We start from the raw sequence: 17,189 nt of genomic DNA on the forward strand, positions 1-17,189 counted from the left end.
CATTCCCGCGCTGTGCGCGGGAGTCCGAACCTTGCGAGATTTCACCGGATGAGAATCCTCGGCATTCTTTGCCTGCTCCTGACCCTCGGCGGTTGCAGCTCTTTGCTGTTCTACCCCGAGCCAGGCCAGATATTCACCCCGGAAAGGGCGAAGCTCGAATACCGCACCGTCACCCTGACCACCGCCGACGGCCTCAAGTTGAACGCCTGGTGGCTGCCGGCCAGACCCGGTGTCGAGGTCAAGGGCACGGTGCTGCACCTGCACGGTAATGGCGGCAACCTGCCAATGCATCTGGGCGGGAGTTGGTGGTTGCCAAAAAACGGCTATCAGGTGCTGCTGGTGGACTATCGCGGCTACGGCTTGTCCGAAGGCAAACCGAGCCTGCCGGCGATCTATCAGGACATCGACGCCGCGTTTGCCTGGCTGGATCAGGCGCCGGAAGTCAAAGGCAAGCCACTGATCCTGCTCGGCCAGAGCCTTGGTGGGGCGATGGCCGTGCATTGGCTGGTGCAGCACCCGGAAAGACAAAAACAGCTCAAGGCCTTTGTGCTCGACGGGGTCCCGGCCAGTTACCGCAGCGTCGGCCAATACGCCCTCAGTACATCGTGGATGACCTGGCCCTTCCAGGTGCCGCTGTCGTGGCTGGTGCCGGACAGCGACAGCGCAATCCATTCGATGCCGCAGCTCAAAGGCGTGCCGAAACTGATCTTCCACAGCATCGACGATCCGCTGGTGCCCCTTTCCAACGGCATTCGCCTGTATCAGGCTGCGCCGCCACCCCGGGTTCTGCAATTGACTCGCGGTGGGCATGTGCAGACCTTCGGCGATCCGGTGTGGCGTCAGGTCATGCTGCGTTACCTTGACGACCCCGAGCATTTCAACGGCTTGCGCCGCCTCGGTGAAATCCCGAATTACCCGCAACCCCCGAATTCTGAAAACGAGAGTCCGCAATGACTGAAGAACGCAACGCCATCCCGCTGATCATCACCGGTATCTGCAGCATCCTCGGCACCGTCGGCGCCCTGTGGTACTACGGCTACCTGCACTTCGCCAAACCCGAGGATGCGTTGCTGCTCAACGAATTCACCATGCTCAAGACCATTCCCGGCGAAGACTACAAAGTCTCGCTGACCCCGGCGCCGCAAGTGGCGCAATGCATCGATGGCGTACTGGTGCTGTTCGACACCGAACAGAAAGGCCTGACCGGCGTGTTGGTCAACAGCCAGAAAAAGGCCGTGCGTTGTATGGGGCAGGAGACGCCGCAGAAGCTGGAAGAGTGATTCTGCAGGCATAGCCCTCACCCTGACCCTCTCCCAGGGGCCAAGCCGAACACCGTAAACGAAAAGCCCCGCCTGATCACTCAGGCGGGGCTTTTCACATGCCAGCGTGAAGCTTAGTTCGAGCTGACCGCCGAACGCGGCATGACCGGCTGGTTGTCGTTGGAAATGGTCACTTCCACCCGACGGTTCATCGCACGGCCCGAGACGCTGCCGTTATCCGCCACCGGGTATTCCTTGCCATAACCCTGAGTCACGATGCGCGACGGATCGACGCCCATCTTGATCAGTGCGACCTGTACGGAAGTGGCACGACGCTCGGACAGCGACTGATTGTAGTTCGCCGAACCGGTGCTGTCGGTATAACCCTCGACGATCACTTTGCGATCCGGGTTTTGCTGGAGGAACTGCGCCAGTTTGTTGATGTTCACCAGGCCGCTGGATTTCAGGTCGGCCTTGTTGGTGGCGAACAGCACGTCACCGAAGGTCACCAGCGTACCGCGATCAGTCTGCTTGGCGTTGAGGCTGTCCTGCAGTTGCTTGATCTGCTGATCACGGGCATCCAGACGAGCCTGGGCACGTTGGGCGGCGGCGTTCTTCAGGTTGTTTTCAGCGGTGCGCAGGGCGATGGTCTGCTTGGCCACTTCCACGCGCTGGTTGGTCAGGTAGGCCAGCTGGTCGACCTTGGATGCTTTTTCCTTGTCCAGATAGGCCTTGTCAGCCTTGTCCAGGTAATCGCTGGCGTCCTTGGTTTCCAGTGCCGCCACTTTGCTCGCCTGCGGGTTGGCCTGCAGGCCGGCATAGTTGGTGCGGGCCTGTTCCAGGTTCGGGTTGGGCGGCGTGGAGCAGGCAGCCAAGGCAACGCTTGCGGCCAGGAGAGCGGGGATCATCAGTTGTTTACGCATAATCGTTCGTCCTTTCTATCGATAAGAGATTCAGCCTTGCGGTCGGGATGCGCGCTTACTGCACGGTGCGCTGACTTTCCTGACGCAGTTCCTGAACACCTTTCTGGGAATCCTTCAGCGCCTGCTCGGCTTTCATCGCCTGAGCCTTGCGTTCGGCAACGCGGGCGTCCCACTCGGCTTGCTCGGCGAGCGTGCGGGCCTCGTCATACTTCTTGTCGTGCATGGCGATTTCGGCTTGCTTGAGCTTGTCCTGCGCCTGCTTCATTTCCACGGCGGCGAACTCGGTACCACCGGCGCTGACCGCGCTGTTGACCGCCGATTGAGTCACGGCGTACTGCTCGGTCGGAGGATTGCCGGCGCATCCGGCCAGCACGAAGCTGGTACCGATGGCCAGGGCGGCCAGTTTCAGACCGCGCAGGTGAGAGAACGAGGTTTGGGTCTTCATGGTCTTCAACTCCATTGGTTAACTCCTTGGAAGCTTCGAAATCCATCCTGGTAGCGGAGCCGCAACCGTCATGTGCAAGTGCGTTTTGAAACGCTCGTTCCAGGCGTGGTTACCTGTTCCGACCGAAGGCTTTTTTTAAAAGTTCAGAAAAGATGGCTCATCGCCCAAAAAAAATCTGACCGAACGGGCAAGGCTCTAAAGCGGGAACTTTGGCGGTGCTGAGGGGTACGCGCAGGCGTTTAAAATGCCAAAAACACACCTGTTTGCAGGCGGGAATAAAGTCAATGTGGGAGCGAGCCTGCTCGCGAATCCGGTGGCACAGTCACTATCGATGTCGACTGATGCCCCGCTTTCGCGAGCAGGCTCGCTCCCACAGTTTTGATCTCATTGGTGTCAGTGTTTTTGTTTGCCGGCAGCAGCGCAGAGGTCTTGCAAATGCCTTCTCGAAAGCGCGAGAAAACGCGGCGTCGGGCCGACGTCTTCGTACAGCGGATCACCTTCTTCATCGGTGGCGACCACGGTCGAACCTTTCACATACGGCAGGCTCGCTTCGAACTCTTCAAGCGCCGCGCCGATCAGTTCACCGAGCAGTTCTTCGGCATGGCGTTTGGGGTACATCTCGGCGATTGCCGCCAGGCGTGCGGCAGCTTCCACATCCAGATGAATCGTGTAGCCGGTGTCGGTCAGGCGACCCTTGGCGGTTTCTTCCCAATGCTGGGCAAGTTCACGGATTTTCATGATGACCTCATGTCTTGCCTGCTCGTGGCAGGTCAGGGTGAGTGTCCGCCGTCAGCCGGCGGCAAGCCGTTGTGGGGCTTACTGTTGAGACTAGCTTCAAGGAACAAGGTTTAAAGTCCCTTCGTCGTCTGCTTGTAAGAAGCGTCCCGGAGCGGCACTCTCTGCTCATCCACTCACTTGCGATCCGTTACCGATTACTGCTGGAGAGATGCCGATGACCGATATTGATGCACGCTTGCGCGAAGACGTTCACCTGCTCGGTGAGCTGTTGGGCAATACCATCCGTGACCAGTACGGCGAGGCGTTTCTCGACAAGATCGAGCAGATTCGCAAGGGCGCCAAGGCCGACCGCCGTGGCTCGATGGACGCCGAACTCAGCGCCAGCCTCAATCAATTGAGCGAGGACGAACTGCTGCCGGTGGCGCGGGCGTTCAACCAGTTTCTCAACCTGGCGAACATCGCCGAGCAGTACCAGCTCATCCATCGCCGCGAAGAGTCGCAGGCCGCGCCGTTCGAATCCCGTGTACTGCCGGAGCTGCTCGCCCGCCTGCGTGAAGAAGGGCACAGCGCCGACTCACTCGCCCGACAATTGTCACGGCTGGAAATCGAGCTGGTGCTGACCGCGCACCCGACCGAAGTGGCCCGGCGCACGCTGATCCAGAAGTACGACGCGATTGCCGCGCAACTGGCGGCGCAGGATCACCGCGACCTGACCAGCGCCGAGCGCGCGCAGATCCACAGCACCCTGCAACGCCTGATTGCCGAAGCCTGGCACACCGAGGAGATCCGCCGCACCCGCCCGACTCCGGTGGACGAGGCCAAGTGGGGGTTTGCGGTGATCGAACATTCGCTGTGGCAGGCGATTCCCAACCATATGCGCAAGGCCGATCAGGCGTTGTTCGCCGCCACAGGCCTGCGTTTGCCGCTGGAAGCCGCGCCGATCCGCTTCGCTTCGTGGATGGGCGGAGACCGCGACGGCAACCCGAACGTTACCGCAGCCGTGACCCGCGAAGTGCTATTGCTGGCGCGCTGGATGGCGGCGGATCTGTATTTGCGGGATGTCGATCACCTGGCAGCCGAACTGTCGATGCAGCAGGCCAGCGATGCGCTCAAGGCCAGGGCCGGTGACAGCGCCGAACCCTATCGAGCGGTGCTCAAGCAATTGCGTGAACGCCTGCGCGCCACGCGCAATTGGGCCCATGCCTCGCTGACCGCCACCACGCCGGCACCGGCTGATGTGCTGCACAACAATCGCGACCTGCTCGATCCCCTGGAGCTGTGCTACCACTCGCTGCACGAGTGCGGCATGGGCGTGATCGCCGACGGCCCGCTGCTCGACTGCCTGCGTCGGGCCGTCACGTTCGGCCTGTTCCTGGTGCGTCTGGATGTGCGTCAGGACGCGTCGCGCCACAGTGCGGCGATGACCGAAATCACCGATTACCTCGGCCTCGGGCGTTATGAGGATTGGGACGAAGAGCAGCGCATCAGCTTCCTGAGCCGCGAGCTGCAAAACCGCCGACCGCTGCTGCCGGCGTATTTCAAGCCTTCGGCCGACACCGCCGAAGTGCTCGCCACCTGCAAGGAAATCGCCGCCGCACCGGGTGCGTCGCTGGGCTCCTACGTGATCTCCATGGCCGGCGCCGCCTCTGATGTGCTGGCGGTGCAATTGCTGCTCAAAGAGTCCGGTGTGCTGCGGCCGATGCGCGTGGTGCCGTTGTTCGAAACCCTCGCCGACCTCGACAACGCCGGTCCGGTGATCGAGCGCCTGTTGCTGCTGCCGGGCTACCGCGCACGCCTGCAAGGCCCGCAGGAAGTCATGATCGGTTATTCCGACTCGGCCAAGGACGCCGGCACCACCGCTGCAGCGTGGGCGCAATATCGGGCGCAGGAGCGGCTGGTGGAGATCTGTCGCGAGCAGCAGGTCGAACTGCTGCTGTTCCACGGTCGCGGTGGCACCGTGGGCCGTGGCGGTGGCCCGGCTCACGCGGCAATCCTGTCGCAGCCGCCGGGCTCGGTAGCCGGACGGTTTCGCACCACCGAACAGGGAGAAATGATCCGATTCAAATTCGGCCTGCCGGACATCGCCGAGCAAAACCTCAATCTCTATCTGGCGGCCGTGCTCGAAGCTACCCTGCTGCCACCGCCGCCACCGACGCCGCAATGGCGGCATCTGATGGATGAACTGGCCGCCGACGGTGTCGCCGCCTACCGCGCCGTGGTGCGGGAAAATCCTCAGTTCGTCGAGTATTTCCGCCAGTCGACGCCGGAGCAGGAACTGGGGCGTCTGCCACTGGGCAGTCGTCCGGCCAAGCGCCGCGCCGGTGGTATCGAAAGTCTGCGGGCGATTCCGTGGATCTTCGGCTGGACCCAGACACGCCTGATGCTGCCGGCCTGGCTCGGTTGGGAAACCGCACTGAGCAAGGCACTGGAGCGCGGTGAAGGCGAACTGCTGGGACAGATGCGCGAGCAGTGGCCGTTCTTCCGCACCCGCATCGACATGCTGGAAATGGTGCTGGCCAAGGCCGATGCCGACATTGCCTTGTCCTACGATGAGCGACTGGTCGAGTCGGACTTGTTACCTTTGGGTGTGCACTTACGCGACCTATTGTCGCAGGCATGTGCCGTGGTCCTCGGCCTGACCGGTCAGTCGCAACTGCTGGCACATAGCCCGGACACCCTGGAGTTCATCCGCCTGCGCAACACCTATCTCGACCCGTTGCATCTATTGCAGGCTGAATTGCTGGCCCGTTCGCGACAGCCGAACGTTGAGCAGGACAGCCCGGTAGAACAGGCGTTGCTGGTGTCTGTGGCGGGGATTGCCGCCGGTTTGCGAAATACCGGCTAAGGTTTTCTGCGGGGGACGAGGTACCCGGGGTTCGCGTCGGGTGCCGTTTATCGAGCGTGGGAAACAGGCGGGCAAGCGACAGTTAATGACGGGGTTGCGACTTGGGGAACCGCGTCGCAAGGTCGCGGCAGACGCCGGTTTCTCCGACTTTTGGCGTCTTGTGTGGGGGCAGCCTGCTGTGTATCTTGGTCAGCCTCTGGCCGTTTGAGCGGTCACGACCCTATTTCCAGGATTTCGCCCCATGAGGCGAATCCGTTGTTTTGCAAAAGCTTTTTATAAAAAAATTGAGGAGCACATCTAATGCGCGTCATTCTGCTGGGAGCTCCCGGGGCCGGTAAAGGTACTCAGGCTAAGTTCATCACCGAGAAATTCGGCATTCCGCAAATCTCCACCGGCGACATGCTGCGTGCTGCGGTCAAGGCCGGCACCGAACTGGGCATCAAGGCCAAGAGCATCATGGATGCCGGTGGCCTGGTGTCGGATGACCTGATCATCGCACTGGTAAAAGACCGCATCGCTCAGGCTGATTGCGCCAACGGTTTCCTGTTCGACGGTTTCCCGCGCACCATTCCTCAGGCTGAAGCGCTGGTGACTGCCGGTGTCAACCTGGATGCCGTGGTTGAAATCGCCGTTGATGACGAAGAAATCGTTCAGCGCATCGCTGGCCGTCGTGTTCACGAGGCCAGCGGCCGCGTGTACCACATCGCCTACAACCCGCCGAAAATTGCCGGTAAAGACGACATCACCGGTGAAGAGCTGGTGCAGCGCAAGGACGACACCGAAGAAACCGTGCGTCATCGCCTGTCGGTCTACCACTCGCAGACCAAGCCGCTGGTGGATTTCTACCAGAAGCTGTCGGCCGCCAACGGCAAGCCGAAGTACAGCCACATCCCGGGTGTCGGTTCGGTTGAAGCGATCACCGCCAAGGTGCTTGAAGCGCTGAGCTGAAAAACCTGATCCGCTGCATCATCCACGGCCCGCTTGCGGGCCGTAGTTGTTTATACTGGCGCACTTTTCCCCACCTGATTTACGGACACATCGATGAGCACCTTGCTGGCCCTGGACACCGCGACTGAAGCCTGCTCCGTTGCCTTGCTGCATGACGGCAAGGTCACGAGCCATTACGAGGTGATTCCGCGCCTGCACGCGCAGAAACTGCTGCCGATGATCCAGCAACTGCTGGCGGACGCCGGCACCACCTTGCAGGCAGTGGACGCGATCGCCTTCGGTCGTGGCCCGGGCGCGTTCACCGGTGTGCGCATCGCCATCGGCGTGGTGCAAGGCCTGGCGTTCGCCCTGGATCGTCCGGTGTTGCCGGTATCGAACCTGGCGGTGCTGGCGCAACGTGCTTATCGCGAGCACGGTGTGAAACAGGTTGCAGCGGCCATCGATGCACGTATGGATGAAGTGTATTGGGGCTGCTACCGCGAGACGGCGGGAGAGATGCGTCTGGTCGGTACCGAGGCGGTGTTGCCGCCGGAAACTGTCGCACTGCCGGATGATGCTGCCGGCGGCTGGTTCGGTGCGGGCACCGGTTGGGGCTATGGCGAGCGGCTGGCTGTTACGGCGAGCGGTACCGATGCAAGCATGCTGCCCCATGCCGAAGACCTGCTGACCCTGGCCCGGTTCGCCTGGAAGCGTGGCGAGTCGATTGCGGCGGACGACGCTCAACCGGTTTACCTGCGCGATAAGGTCGCCACGCCGAAGGCCCGCTGATTCACCCCGACCCTGTGGGAGCGAGCCTGCTCGTGAAGGTGTCGTGTCAGCATAAATTGATGTTGAATGTGCCGGCCTCTTCGCGAGCAAGCTCGCTCCCACAAGGTGTGGCGTTATGGCTGAACGCTGCCAATCGTCCGTTTCCAACCCCGCGCTTTAAACCTTTTGTCTTTTATGTGTTCTAGTTATCACTCGGCGATTTGCTAAGTCGGTCAGGTGCCGCTAAATTGCCATCATCGATACCGAGCATGACTTTATGCGTATAGACGGCGTTTCCACTCATTCCTATCCCATCAAGCGCAAGCCTCGCAAAGGCAATCCGGCGCTGGATGAGTCCGTCGACGATATCGAAGGTGAACTGGAATTCCCCTCCGAGGCACAACTGGCCGCCCGTGCTGCCAAATCTGCCGCGCAACGCCTGAGCAACCTGCCCGCCCGTCAACAGGACATGATTTATCACCGTGCGATGAAAAAGAGCGTGGCCATGGCCCTGGCCAGCTACCTGAGCACCGCCGGTTTTGTCGATTGGGAAGCGGACGTGCTGGGCCTTGATCTCTACATCTGATGGATCTGCCTTACTACCTCGGATGCCCGTCCTGGAGTGAAAACGCCTGGCGCGAGTATCTGTATCCGGCAGATGCCAGGACCACCGATTTCCTCGGCCTGTATTCGCAAGTGTTCAACGCCGTGGAAGGCAACACGACTTTCTACGCCAGTCCGTCGCCAGCCACCGTGCAGCGTTGGGCCGAAGTCATGCCCGAGCACTTTCGTTTCACCGCCAAATTCCCCGGCGACATCAGCCACGGCGGTGATCTGCGCGATCAACTGACCGCCGCGCAAAGCTTCATCCAGCTACTGGCTCCTCTCGGCGAGCGCGTGTCGCCGCTGTGGCTGCAACTGTCGAAAAGCTTTACTCCGCAGCGATTGCCAGAGCTGGCAGCCTTTATCGATGCGTTTGATCGACCGCTGGCGGTGGAAGTGCGCCATGAACAGTTCTTCGCCAAAGGCGAAAGTGAACGCCTGCTCAATCGCCTGTTGCTGGATCGCGGCGTCGAGCGCATCTGCCTCGATCCGCGTGCGTTGTTCAGTTGTCTGTCCACCGAGTCTTCGGTGATTCACGCGCAATCGAAAAAGCCCCGCGTGCCGACGCGTCCGGCAGCGTTCACCCAATTCCCGCAGGTGCGCTTCATCGGCCATCCCGAACTTGAAGCCAATGATCCGTTTCTGGTGCCATGGGTGGCGAAGATCGCCGAGTGGATCGAAGAGGGCCGCACGCCGTACATCTTCCTGCACACCGCCGATAACATTCTGGCGGCGAAGCTGGCGCAACGGTTCCATGCGCAACTGATGCAACGTTTGCCTGGCCTGCCATCGCTGCCTGAGCTATACAGAGAACCCGCCGCCGAGCAACTTGACCTGCTCTGAGGCGGATTTTTTTTCCTGCCCGGGAGCCTGTCCATGGACGTCCAAGCCCTAAAAGAACAAACCCGCAAAGCCGAAGCCTTCAAAGCGCTGCATGCGCGTCCCGGGATTTTCGTGATCCCCAATCCGTGGGATGCAGGTTCGGCGAAGATGCTTGCCAGCCTGGGTTACCAGGCGCTGGCGACCACCAGTGCCGGTCATGCGTTTTCTCAAGGAAAACCTGATGGTGCGTTGGGGCTCGAACAGACTCTGGACAACGTTCGGGCGATTGCCGCCGCCACGGACTTGCCGGTGGCGGTGGATCTGGAAAACGGTTTTGCCGACGACCCGACCGAGTCCGCGCAAAGCTTGCTGCGCGCAGCCGAGGCGGGTGCGGTGGGCGGTTCCATCGAAGATGCCACGGGACGTCCGGATGCGCCGATCTACTGTTTCGAACACGCCGTGGCGCGGATCGAAGCCGCGGTTGCGGCGGTGCGCACGCTGCCGTTTCCCTTCATCCTGACGGCCCGCGCGGAAAACTACCTGCACGGTCATCCCGATATCAACGACACCATTCGCCGTTTGCAGGCGTTCGCCGAGGCCGGTGCCGACGTGCTCTACGCACCGGGGTTGAGAACGGCTGAAGAAGTGTTGGCCGTGGTGCGCGCAGTGGCGCCGAAACCGGTCAACGTGCTGATGTCCGGTGGCCTGAAATTGACTGTGCAACAGTTGCAGGACATGGGCGTGAAGCGCATCAGCACCGGCTCGGCGCTGGCACTGGCGGCGTTTGGCGAATTTTTCCGGGCTGCCGAGGAAATCCAGCAGTCGGGCACGTTCGATTTCACCACGCGATCGATGCCGTACGCCAGGGCCAATCAATTCTTCAAGGGTTGAAGCAAGGCGGGATCAGGCAGCGATGCGCAGGTTCTGCTGAACGATCGGGCGTACCCAGCCGTTATCGAAGTCCAGGGCTTTTTGCTGTTCGATGATGTCTTCCGGCGGGAATGGCGGGTATGGCTGCAGAAGGTCCAGGTCGAACTCGGCAATCGGCAGATACAGCGGCTTCTTCTGCGGGGCAGGGCCAGGCTCAGGCAGCGGCTGGCCGTTGTTGATCACGATCGGGCGTACCCAGCTGCTGTCGAAGTCCTGCTGCTTCTGCTGAGTCTTGATGTCCTCCGGCGGGAACGGAGGGTACGGCTGGGCCAGTTCCATGTCGATTTCGGCGATCGGCAGGAACAGCGGCTCAGGCGGGCGAACCGGGGTGTCCACTACGTTGCATTCGCGCTGGTCGATGATGTGGGCGTGGAGTTCGCTGCCGATGGTCGGTTCTTCAGGGCTTTCCAGATCGACCGGCGGAAAAGTACCGCAGGCCGGCACCCCATCACTCGATTGTTCGGCCAGTGCCTGGGCAAAGAAATCCTGCCACAGGTGACTGACGCCGCCCAATGCTTGAGTGTTATGACGGCTGAAATCGCCTGTGGGCGAAATGTAGCCAATCGATGTGGGAAGAATGCCTGACATTTTTTTCGGTCGACGCTCAGCTCTGGCAAAATGCGCGTTGATTGGGTTATCGGCGGTTTTTGCCGATCCTTAACTTTTTTGAGCGTGTTTTCATGATTGAGCAACCCGCGGCCTGCCGCATCCATGTCGAAGCACTCGGCCCGACGTTCGAGGCACAGGCCGGGCAGTGGGCCGAGCGCCTGAATCTGCCGTTGCAGCTGGCCGATGGCGAGTTTGCCTTGCAGGTCGGCGAGCAGGGCCTGCAGTTGCAACAGCTGGGGCCGGATGCGCCGGGCCCGGTACGGGTGGACTTCGTCGAAGGTGGGGCGGCCCATCGCCGGTTGTACGGTGGCGGCAACGGACAGATGATCGCCAAGGCCGTAGGCATCGCCCAGGGCGTGCGTCCACGGGTGCTGGATGCCACGGCCGGCCTGGGCAAGGATGCGTTCGTACTGGCGAGCCTGGGGTGCGAAATGAGCCTGATCGAACGTCAGCCGCTGATCGGCGCGTTGCTGGAGGATGGCCTGGCCCGGGCGGCGGAAGATTTCGACGTGGCGCCCATCGTGGCGCGGATGAAGCTGCTCAAGGGCAACTCCATCGACGTGATGCGCAACTGGGAAGGTGAACCACCGCAGGTGATCTATCTCGACCCGATGTTCCCGCACCGTGAGAAAACCGCCCTGGTGAAGAAGGAAATGCGCCTGTTCCGCCCGCTGGTGGGCGATGATCCGGATGCGCCGGCCTTGCTGGAAGCGGCGCTGGCGCTGGCCTCGCACCGCGTGGTGGTCAAGCGTCCGCGCAAGGCACCGTGCATCGAGGGGCCCAAGCCGAGTCATGCGCTGGATGGCAAATCCAGTCGTTATGACATCTACCCGAAGAAAGCGCTCAAACCCTGAGACCGAGTCACCGCCCTTCGCGAGCAGGCTCGCTCCCACATTGCAATGCATTTCAAATGTGGGAGCGAGCCTGCTCGCGAATGGGCCAGCCCAATCTGCGGATTTCTAGGGCCTGTAGGCCCGCATGAACAGCCCGACCACTTCCTGCACATGGCTTTCTGCTGCCTCGCCGGTCAGTGGTTCACCGCAGCCATAGAGCAGGCGGAAATTCCCCGCACCCTTGATCAGGCAGAAGAAGTGCTCGGCGGCGTTGTGCGGGTTGTCGATGCTCAGCACGCCGGTTTCATCGATCCGTCGCAGCAGCCTTTCCATGCCCTGCACCATGCGCTGGGGGCCGGCCTCGAAGAAAATCAGTGACAGCTTCGGATCCTGACTGCCCAGGGCCATGATCAGGCGATGCAGGTTCACTGACTCATCGCTGTTGATCAGGTGATGGAAGCCTCTGGCAATGTTCAGCAACACATTTTCCACCGCGATGCCGTCCGGCAATTCGAAGAACAGCGGTGGCAATTGCTCCTCGCATCGGGCCACGACGGCGGCGGAAAACAGCGTTTCCTTGTCGTTGAAATGGCTGTAGACCGTCAGCTTCGACACGCCAGCCTCGGCAGCCACCGCGTCCATGCTGGTGTTGGCGTAGCCGTGACGCAGAAACAGGATTTTCGCCGCTTCGAGAATGGCCTGGCGCTTGGCCGGATCCTTCGGGCGGCCGGGGCCGTTTGGTGCTGAAAGAGTGTTCGGCATTCTTCGCTTTTAATACTGGACTGGTGAGTTTGCTATTAATAACATACCGGCCAGTATAATTATTCCAAGCCACCTTAGCGAAAGGTCCTTCACCATGTTCCGCCATGCGTTGTCTGTCGCGTTGCCAGTCGGTCTGGCTGTTTTTTTGTCGGCATGTGGCCAGGAGGAGGTCGCGCAAGTCAGCGTCCGACCCGCCATGGTGGTCCAGCCAGAGCCTTCGGTGCAGGCAATGGAAAGCTATCCGGGCGAGGTTCGCGCCCGGTATGAACCGGATCTGGCGTTCAGGATCGGCGGTAAAGTCAGCCGACGACTGGTCGAGGAAGGTCAGCGGGTGAAGGCCGATCAGCCATTGGCCGAGCTCGATCCGCAGGACGTGCGCCTGCAACTGGAAGCCACTCGCGCCCAGGTCACTGCCGCCGAAGCCAACCTCAATCTGGTGCGCGCCGAGCGTGATCGCTACAAGACCCTGATGGAGCGGCAGATGGTCAGCCGCTCGGCCTACGACAATGCCGAAAATCTCTACCGTTCCGGTGAAGCGCGCCTCAAACAGATCAAAGCCGAATTCAACGTCTCGACCAATCAGGCCGGCTATGCCGTTTTGCGCGCGTCCCAGGACGGAGTAGTGGCCAGGCGTACGGTGGAGGTCGGGCAAGTCGTGGCGGCGGGGCAAACCGTATTTACCCTGGCGACCGATGGTGAACGCGAAGTGTCGATCAGTCTGCCGGAACAAAGCTTCGGACGGTTCAAGGTCGGTCAGCCTGTTTCTGTGGAACTCTGGACTCAACCGAACCAGCGCTTCGCCGGCAAGATCCGTGAACTGTCGCCGGCGGCCGATCCGAAATCCCGTACCTTCGCCGCTCGCATCGCCTTCACCACCGGCAACGTGCCGGTCGAACTCGGCCAGAGCGCCCGGGTGTTCGTGCAGACCGCAGACGTCATCCCGCTGTCGGTGCCGCTCTCGGCCCTGACCGCAGAAAACGGTGCGACCTACGTCTGGGTCGTCAGCGCCAACAACACCTTGAAAAAGACCCCCGTGCGCGTCGGTCCGTTCGGCGAGAAAACCGTGCCGGTTCTCGAAGGCCTCAACGCCAGCGACTGGGTCGTGGCTGCCGGCGTCCATGTTCTGCTGGAAGGGCAGCAGGTGCGTCCCGTGGATCGCTCCAACCGTGTGGTCAAACTGGCGGACAAGGAGTAAGTCCCGATGCGCTTCAACCTTTCCGAATGGGCGTTGCGTAATCGCCAGATCGTACTGTTCCTGATGCTTCTGCTGGCCATCGTCGGCGCATTGTCCTACACCAAGCTCGGTCAGAGCGAAGACCCGCCGTTCACCTTCAAGGCCATGGTCATCCAGACCCGCTGGCCCGGCGCCACGGCGCAGGAAGTCTCGCGTCAGGTCACCGAGCGCATCGAAAAGAAGCTGATGGAAACCGGCGAGTATGAACGCATCGTTTCGTTTTCCCGCCCCGGCGAATCCCAGGTCACCTTCATCGCCCGCGACTCGATGCATTCGGCGGAAATCCCGGACCTCTGGTATCAGGTGCGCAAGAAGGTCGGCGATATCCGCCAGACCCTGCCGCCGGGGATTCAGGGCCCCTTCTTCAACGATGAGTTCGGCACCACTTTCGGCAATATCTATGCGCTGACCGGCGACGGTTTCGACTACGCCGTGCTCAAGGATTACGCCGATCGCATCCAGATCCAGCTGCAACGGGTCAAGGACGTGGGCAAGGTCGATTTGTTGGGGCTGCAGGACGAGAAGATCTGGGTCGAACTGTCCAACGTCAAACTCGCCACCCTTGGCCTGCCGCTGGCAGCGGTTCAGCAGGCGTTGGAAGAACAGAATGCGGTGTCCACTGCCGGCTTCTTCGAAACCGGCAGCGAACGCCTGCAACTGCGGGTCTCGGGGAATTTCCAGACGGTCGACGAAATCAGGAACTTCCCGATCCGGGTCGGCGATCGCACGTTCCGCATCTCCGATGTCGCCGATGTGCGACGCGGCTTCAACGATCCGCCAGCGCCACGCATGCGTTTCATGGGCGAAGATGCGATTGGCCTGGCAGTGGCGATGAAGGACGGTGGCGACATTCTGGTGCTGGGCAAGGCGCTGGAAAGCGAATTCTCTCGCCTCCAGAAAAACCTGCCGGCCGGGATGCAACTGCGCAAGGTTTCCGATCAGCCGGCGGCGGTAAAAAACGGTGTCGGTGAGTTCGTCCAGGTGCTGGTCGAAGCGCTGGCCATTGTGCTGCTGGTGAGCTTCTTCTCCCTCGGTGTGCGCACCGGCATGGTGGTGGCGCTGACCATTCCGCTGGTGCTGGCGATGACTTTCGCCTGCATGTATTACCTCGGGATCGGTCTGCACAAGATCTCTCTCGGGGCGCTGGTGCTGGCGTTGGGCTTGCTGGTGGACGACGCGATCATCGCCGTGGAAATGATGGCGATCAAAATGGAGCAGGGTTTCGACCGGATCAAGGCCGCCAGTTATGCCTGGACCAGCACCGCGTTCCCGATGCTGACCGGTACGCTGATCACTGCCGCAGGCTTCCTGCCGATTGCCACTGCCCAGTCCGGCACCGGTGAATACACCCGCTCGATTTTCCAGGTCGTCACCATCGCGTTGCTGGCTTCGTGGGTGGCGGCGGTGATGTTCGTGCCGTACCTCGGGGAAAAGCTGCTGCCGGATCTGGCGAAAATTCATGCGGCCAAACACGGTGGCGACGGTCAACCGGACCCCTATGGCACGCCGTTCTATCAAAGGGTTCGACGGCTGGTGGAATGGTGCGTGCGTCGGCGCAAGACGGTGATCGTGCTGACGGTGGGGCTGTTCGTCGCTTCGGTGATGCTGTTCAAGTTTGTCCCCCAGCAGTTTTTCCCGGCCTCCAACCGCCTGGAACTGATGGTCGATCTCAAACTGGCGGAAGGCGCTTCGCTGGCCAACACCACTGCCGAGGTCAAACGTCTGGAAGCAATGCTCAAGGACCGCGCCGGCATCGACAATTACGTGGCCTACGTCGGCACCGGTTCACCACGTTTCTACCTGCCGCTGGATCAACAACTGCCGGCGGCGAGCTTCGCCCAGTTCGTCGTGCTGGCGAAAACCATCGAAGAGCGTGAAGCACTGCGCACGTGGCTGATCGATACCTTGAACGAACAGTTCCCGGCACTGCGCTCGCGGGTCACGCGGCTGGAGAACGGCCCACCGGTCGGCTATCCGGTGCAGTTTCGCGTGACTGGCGAGCACATCGAGGAAGTCCGTGCGCTGGCCCGGAAAGTCGCAGCCAAGGTGCGTGAGAATCCGCACGTGGTGAACGTGCATCTGGACTGGGAAGAGCCGAGCAAGGTCGTGTACCTGAACATCGATCAGGACCGCGCCCGGGCGCTTGGGGTGAGTACGGCGAATCTGGCGAAATTCCTTCAGAGTTCGCTGACCGGTTCCAGTGTCAGCCAGTACCGCGAAGACAACGAGCTGATCGAAATCCTCCTGCGCGGCACCGTGCACGAGCGTACCGAGCTGTCGCTGCTGCCGAGTCTGGCAGTGCCGACCGACAATGGTCGCAGCGTCGCGCTGTCGCAGATCGCTACCCTGGAATACGGTTTCGAGGAAGGCATCATCTGGCACCGCAATCGCTTGCCGACCGTGACCGTGCGGGCCGATATCTATGGCAAGGAGCAACCGGCGACGCTGGTGAAGCAGATTCAGCCGACCCTCGATCCGATCCGTGCGCAATTGCCTGATGGTTATCTGCTGGACGTCGGCGGCACCGTGGAAGACTCCGAGCGCGGCCAGAAATCGGTGAATGCCGGTGTGCCGATGTTCATCGTCGTGGTGCTGACGTTGCTGATGGTGCAACTGCGCAGCTTCTCACGTACGGCGATGGTGTTCCTGACGGCGCCGCTGGGGTTGATCGGGGTGACGCTGTTTCTGTTGGTATTCCGCCAGCCGTTCGGGTTCGTGGCGATGCTGGGGACGATTGCGCTGTCGGGGATGATCATGCGCAACTCGGTGATTCTGGTGGATCAGATCGAGCAGGATATTGCGGCGGGCTTGAAGCCTTGGCAGGCGATTATCGAGGCGACGGTACGGCGGTTCCGGCCGATTGTGCTGACCGCGCTGGCGGCGGTGCTGGCGATGATTCCATTGTCGCGCAGTGTGTTTTTCGGGCCGATGGCGGTGGCGATCATGGGCGGGTTGATTGTGGCGACTGCTCTGACGCTGTTGTTTTTGCCGGCGTTGTATGCGGCCTGGTTCCGGGTTCGCAAGGAGGCTTGATTGGGTTGGGTGAGCGTGGCGGCCTTCGGGCCGACCATGCTTTGGGTGTTCTTTGTGAATATCCGTTTGTTCGGTGTTGCGGCTGGCGGTTTCGCCCTGACGGCGAGTCACTTTTTTCAAACGCCGGAATGCCGGCCCAGCAAAAAGTAACCAAAAACGCTTGGCCCCGGCGTTCGGCACCTCGCTTTGGCTCGGTGTTCCTTCGTTACGGGATTCATCCGGGGGCATCGCCTACGGTTTGCTTCGCTGCACCTCCTCTCGATGTGTTTGGCTTCGCCAAACGGCGCTGCGCGCCTGCCCCCGGATAAATCCCTCCACTCAGCCTGCCGATGGGGCCGGCACGTCAAAAGCTTTGCTCGAGCTAACGCTCATCGTGTTGAGTGGGGCGGCTGCGCCGCATCCTGCGGTGTCTCCTACAAGCTTTTCAGAACTCTCTGATATTGAGGCCGTCCGGTCCG

16 protein-coding genes are annotated in these 17,189 nt (G+C 61.2%); 11 read left to right on the forward strand and 5 right to left on the reverse strand.

Annotation, left to right across the window (positions count from 1 at the left end):
- The first annotated feature begins 48 nt into the window (after positions 1-48).
- Both NWV16_RS06160 and NWV16_RS06165 read left to right on the forward strand, forming a co-directional pair.
- Positions 49-954 (forward strand): alpha/beta hydrolase, encoded by a 906-nt coding sequence (locus tag NWV16_RS06160; RefSeq protein WP_260522357.1) that lies wholly within the window; start codon positions 49-51, stop codon positions 952-954.
- Complete coding sequence (locus NWV16_RS06165; protein ID WP_065259685.1) at positions 951-1,280, forward strand: hypothetical protein; 330 nt, start codon at positions 951-953, stop codon at positions 1,278-1,280. Before NWV16_RS06160 ends, NWV16_RS06165 begins: the two co-directional genes overlap by 4 nt.
- Before the next feature lie 113 nt (positions 1,281-1,393).
- On the opposite strand, the gene NWV16_RS06170 is transcribed toward NWV16_RS06165, so the two are convergent.
- From NWV16_RS06170 to NWV16_RS06180, 3 genes are all read right to left on the reverse strand, one after another.
- Positions 1,394-2,182, reverse strand: a complete 789-nt coding sequence (locus NWV16_RS06170; protein ID WP_065259686.1) for an OmpA family protein — start codon at positions 2,180-2,182, stop codon at positions 1,394-1,396.
- Between the two features lie 55 nt (positions 2,183-2,237).
- Positions 2,238-2,642, reverse strand: a complete 405-nt coding sequence (locus NWV16_RS06175; protein WP_065259687.1) for a DUF4398 domain-containing protein — start codon at positions 2,640-2,642, stop codon at positions 2,238-2,240.
- 378 nt (positions 2,643-3,020) lie between these two features.
- Positions 3,021-3,365: a pilin assembly protein gene (locus tag NWV16_RS06180; protein WP_065259688.1), complete on the reverse strand. Its 345-nt coding sequence runs from the start codon at positions 3,363-3,365 to the stop codon at positions 3,021-3,023.
- Between the two features lie 214 nt (positions 3,366-3,579).
- Here NWV16_RS06180 and ppc point away from each other — a divergent pair, with 214 nt between their 5' ends.
- The 6 genes from ppc (at position 3,580) to NWV16_RS06210 (ending at position 10,221) form a co-directional block, all read left to right on the forward strand.
- Positions 3,580-6,210, forward strand: a complete 2,631-nt coding sequence (gene ppc, locus NWV16_RS06185; RefSeq protein WP_260522358.1) for a phosphoenolpyruvate carboxylase — start codon at positions 3,580-3,582, stop codon at positions 6,208-6,210.
- Positions 6,211-6,510: 300 nt separating this feature from the next.
- Entirely contained in the window at positions 6,511-7,158 is a 648-nt protein-coding gene (gene adk / locus NWV16_RS06190; protein WP_260522359.1) for an adenylate kinase, read from the forward strand.
- A 93-nt stretch (positions 7,159-7,251) separates the two neighbouring features.
- Positions 7,252-7,926, forward strand: coding sequence for a tRNA (adenosine(37)-N6)-threonylcarbamoyltransferase complex dimerization subunit type 1 TsaB (gene tsaB / locus NWV16_RS06195; RefSeq protein ID WP_260522360.1), 675 nt, complete (start codon positions 7,252-7,254; stop codon positions 7,924-7,926).
- Between the two features lie 256 nt (positions 7,927-8,182).
- A complete protein-coding gene (locus NWV16_RS06200) occupies positions 8,183-8,491 on the forward strand; it encodes a hypothetical protein (RefSeq protein WP_065259692.1) in 309 nt (102 codons plus the stop codon).
- Positions 8,491-9,351, forward strand: a complete 861-nt coding sequence (locus tag NWV16_RS06205; RefSeq protein ID WP_260522361.1) for a DUF72 domain-containing protein — start codon at positions 8,491-8,493, stop codon at positions 9,349-9,351. Before NWV16_RS06200 ends, NWV16_RS06205 begins: the two co-directional genes overlap by 1 nt.
- Before the next feature lie 33 nt (positions 9,352-9,384).
- Positions 9,385-10,221: an oxaloacetate decarboxylase gene (locus NWV16_RS06210; protein ID WP_260522362.1), complete on the forward strand. Its 837-nt coding sequence runs from the start codon at positions 9,385-9,387 to the stop codon at positions 10,219-10,221.
- Positions 10,222-10,233: 12 nt separating this feature from the next.
- Here NWV16_RS06210 and NWV16_RS06215 read toward each other — a convergent pair whose 3' ends face one another.
- On the reverse strand, positions 10,234-10,848 hold the full coding sequence (locus NWV16_RS06215) for an energy transducer TonB (RefSeq protein ID WP_260522363.1): 615 nt from the start codon (positions 10,846-10,848) through the stop codon (positions 10,234-10,236).
- 92 nt (positions 10,849-10,940) lie between these two features.
- Between NWV16_RS06215 and NWV16_RS06220 the strand changes: the two genes are divergently transcribed.
- Complete coding sequence (locus tag NWV16_RS06220; protein WP_409519332.1) at positions 10,941-11,723, forward strand: class I SAM-dependent methyltransferase; 783 nt, start codon at positions 10,941-10,943, stop codon at positions 11,721-11,723.
- Between the two features lie 105 nt (positions 11,724-11,828).
- Here the strand turns inward: NWV16_RS06220 and NWV16_RS06225 are convergent, their stop codons facing one another.
- Complete coding sequence (locus NWV16_RS06225; protein ID WP_260522364.1) at positions 11,829-12,464, reverse strand: TetR/AcrR family transcriptional regulator; 636 nt, start codon at positions 12,462-12,464, stop codon at positions 11,829-11,831.
- Positions 12,465-12,558: 94 nt separating this feature from the next.
- On the opposite strand from NWV16_RS06225, the gene NWV16_RS06230 reads away from it, so the two are divergent.
- Positions 12,559-13,659 carry an efflux RND transporter periplasmic adaptor subunit gene (locus NWV16_RS06230; protein WP_260522365.1) on the forward strand — a complete coding sequence of 367 codons (1,101 nt, stop codon included), beginning with the start codon at positions 12,559-12,561 and terminating at the stop codon, positions 13,657-13,659.
- Between the two features lie 6 nt (positions 13,660-13,665).
- Positions 13,666-16,731 (forward strand): efflux RND transporter permease subunit, encoded by a 3,066-nt coding sequence (locus tag NWV16_RS06235; RefSeq protein WP_260522366.1) that lies wholly within the window; start codon positions 13,666-13,668, stop codon positions 16,729-16,731.
- Positions 16,732-17,189 lie beyond the last annotated feature (458 nt).

Source organism: Pseudomonas sp. BW7P1, assembly GCF_024981055.1.
GTDB classification, from domain to species: domain Bacteria; phylum Pseudomonadota; class Gammaproteobacteria; order Pseudomonadales; family Pseudomonadaceae; genus Aquipseudomonas; species Aquipseudomonas bananamidigenes.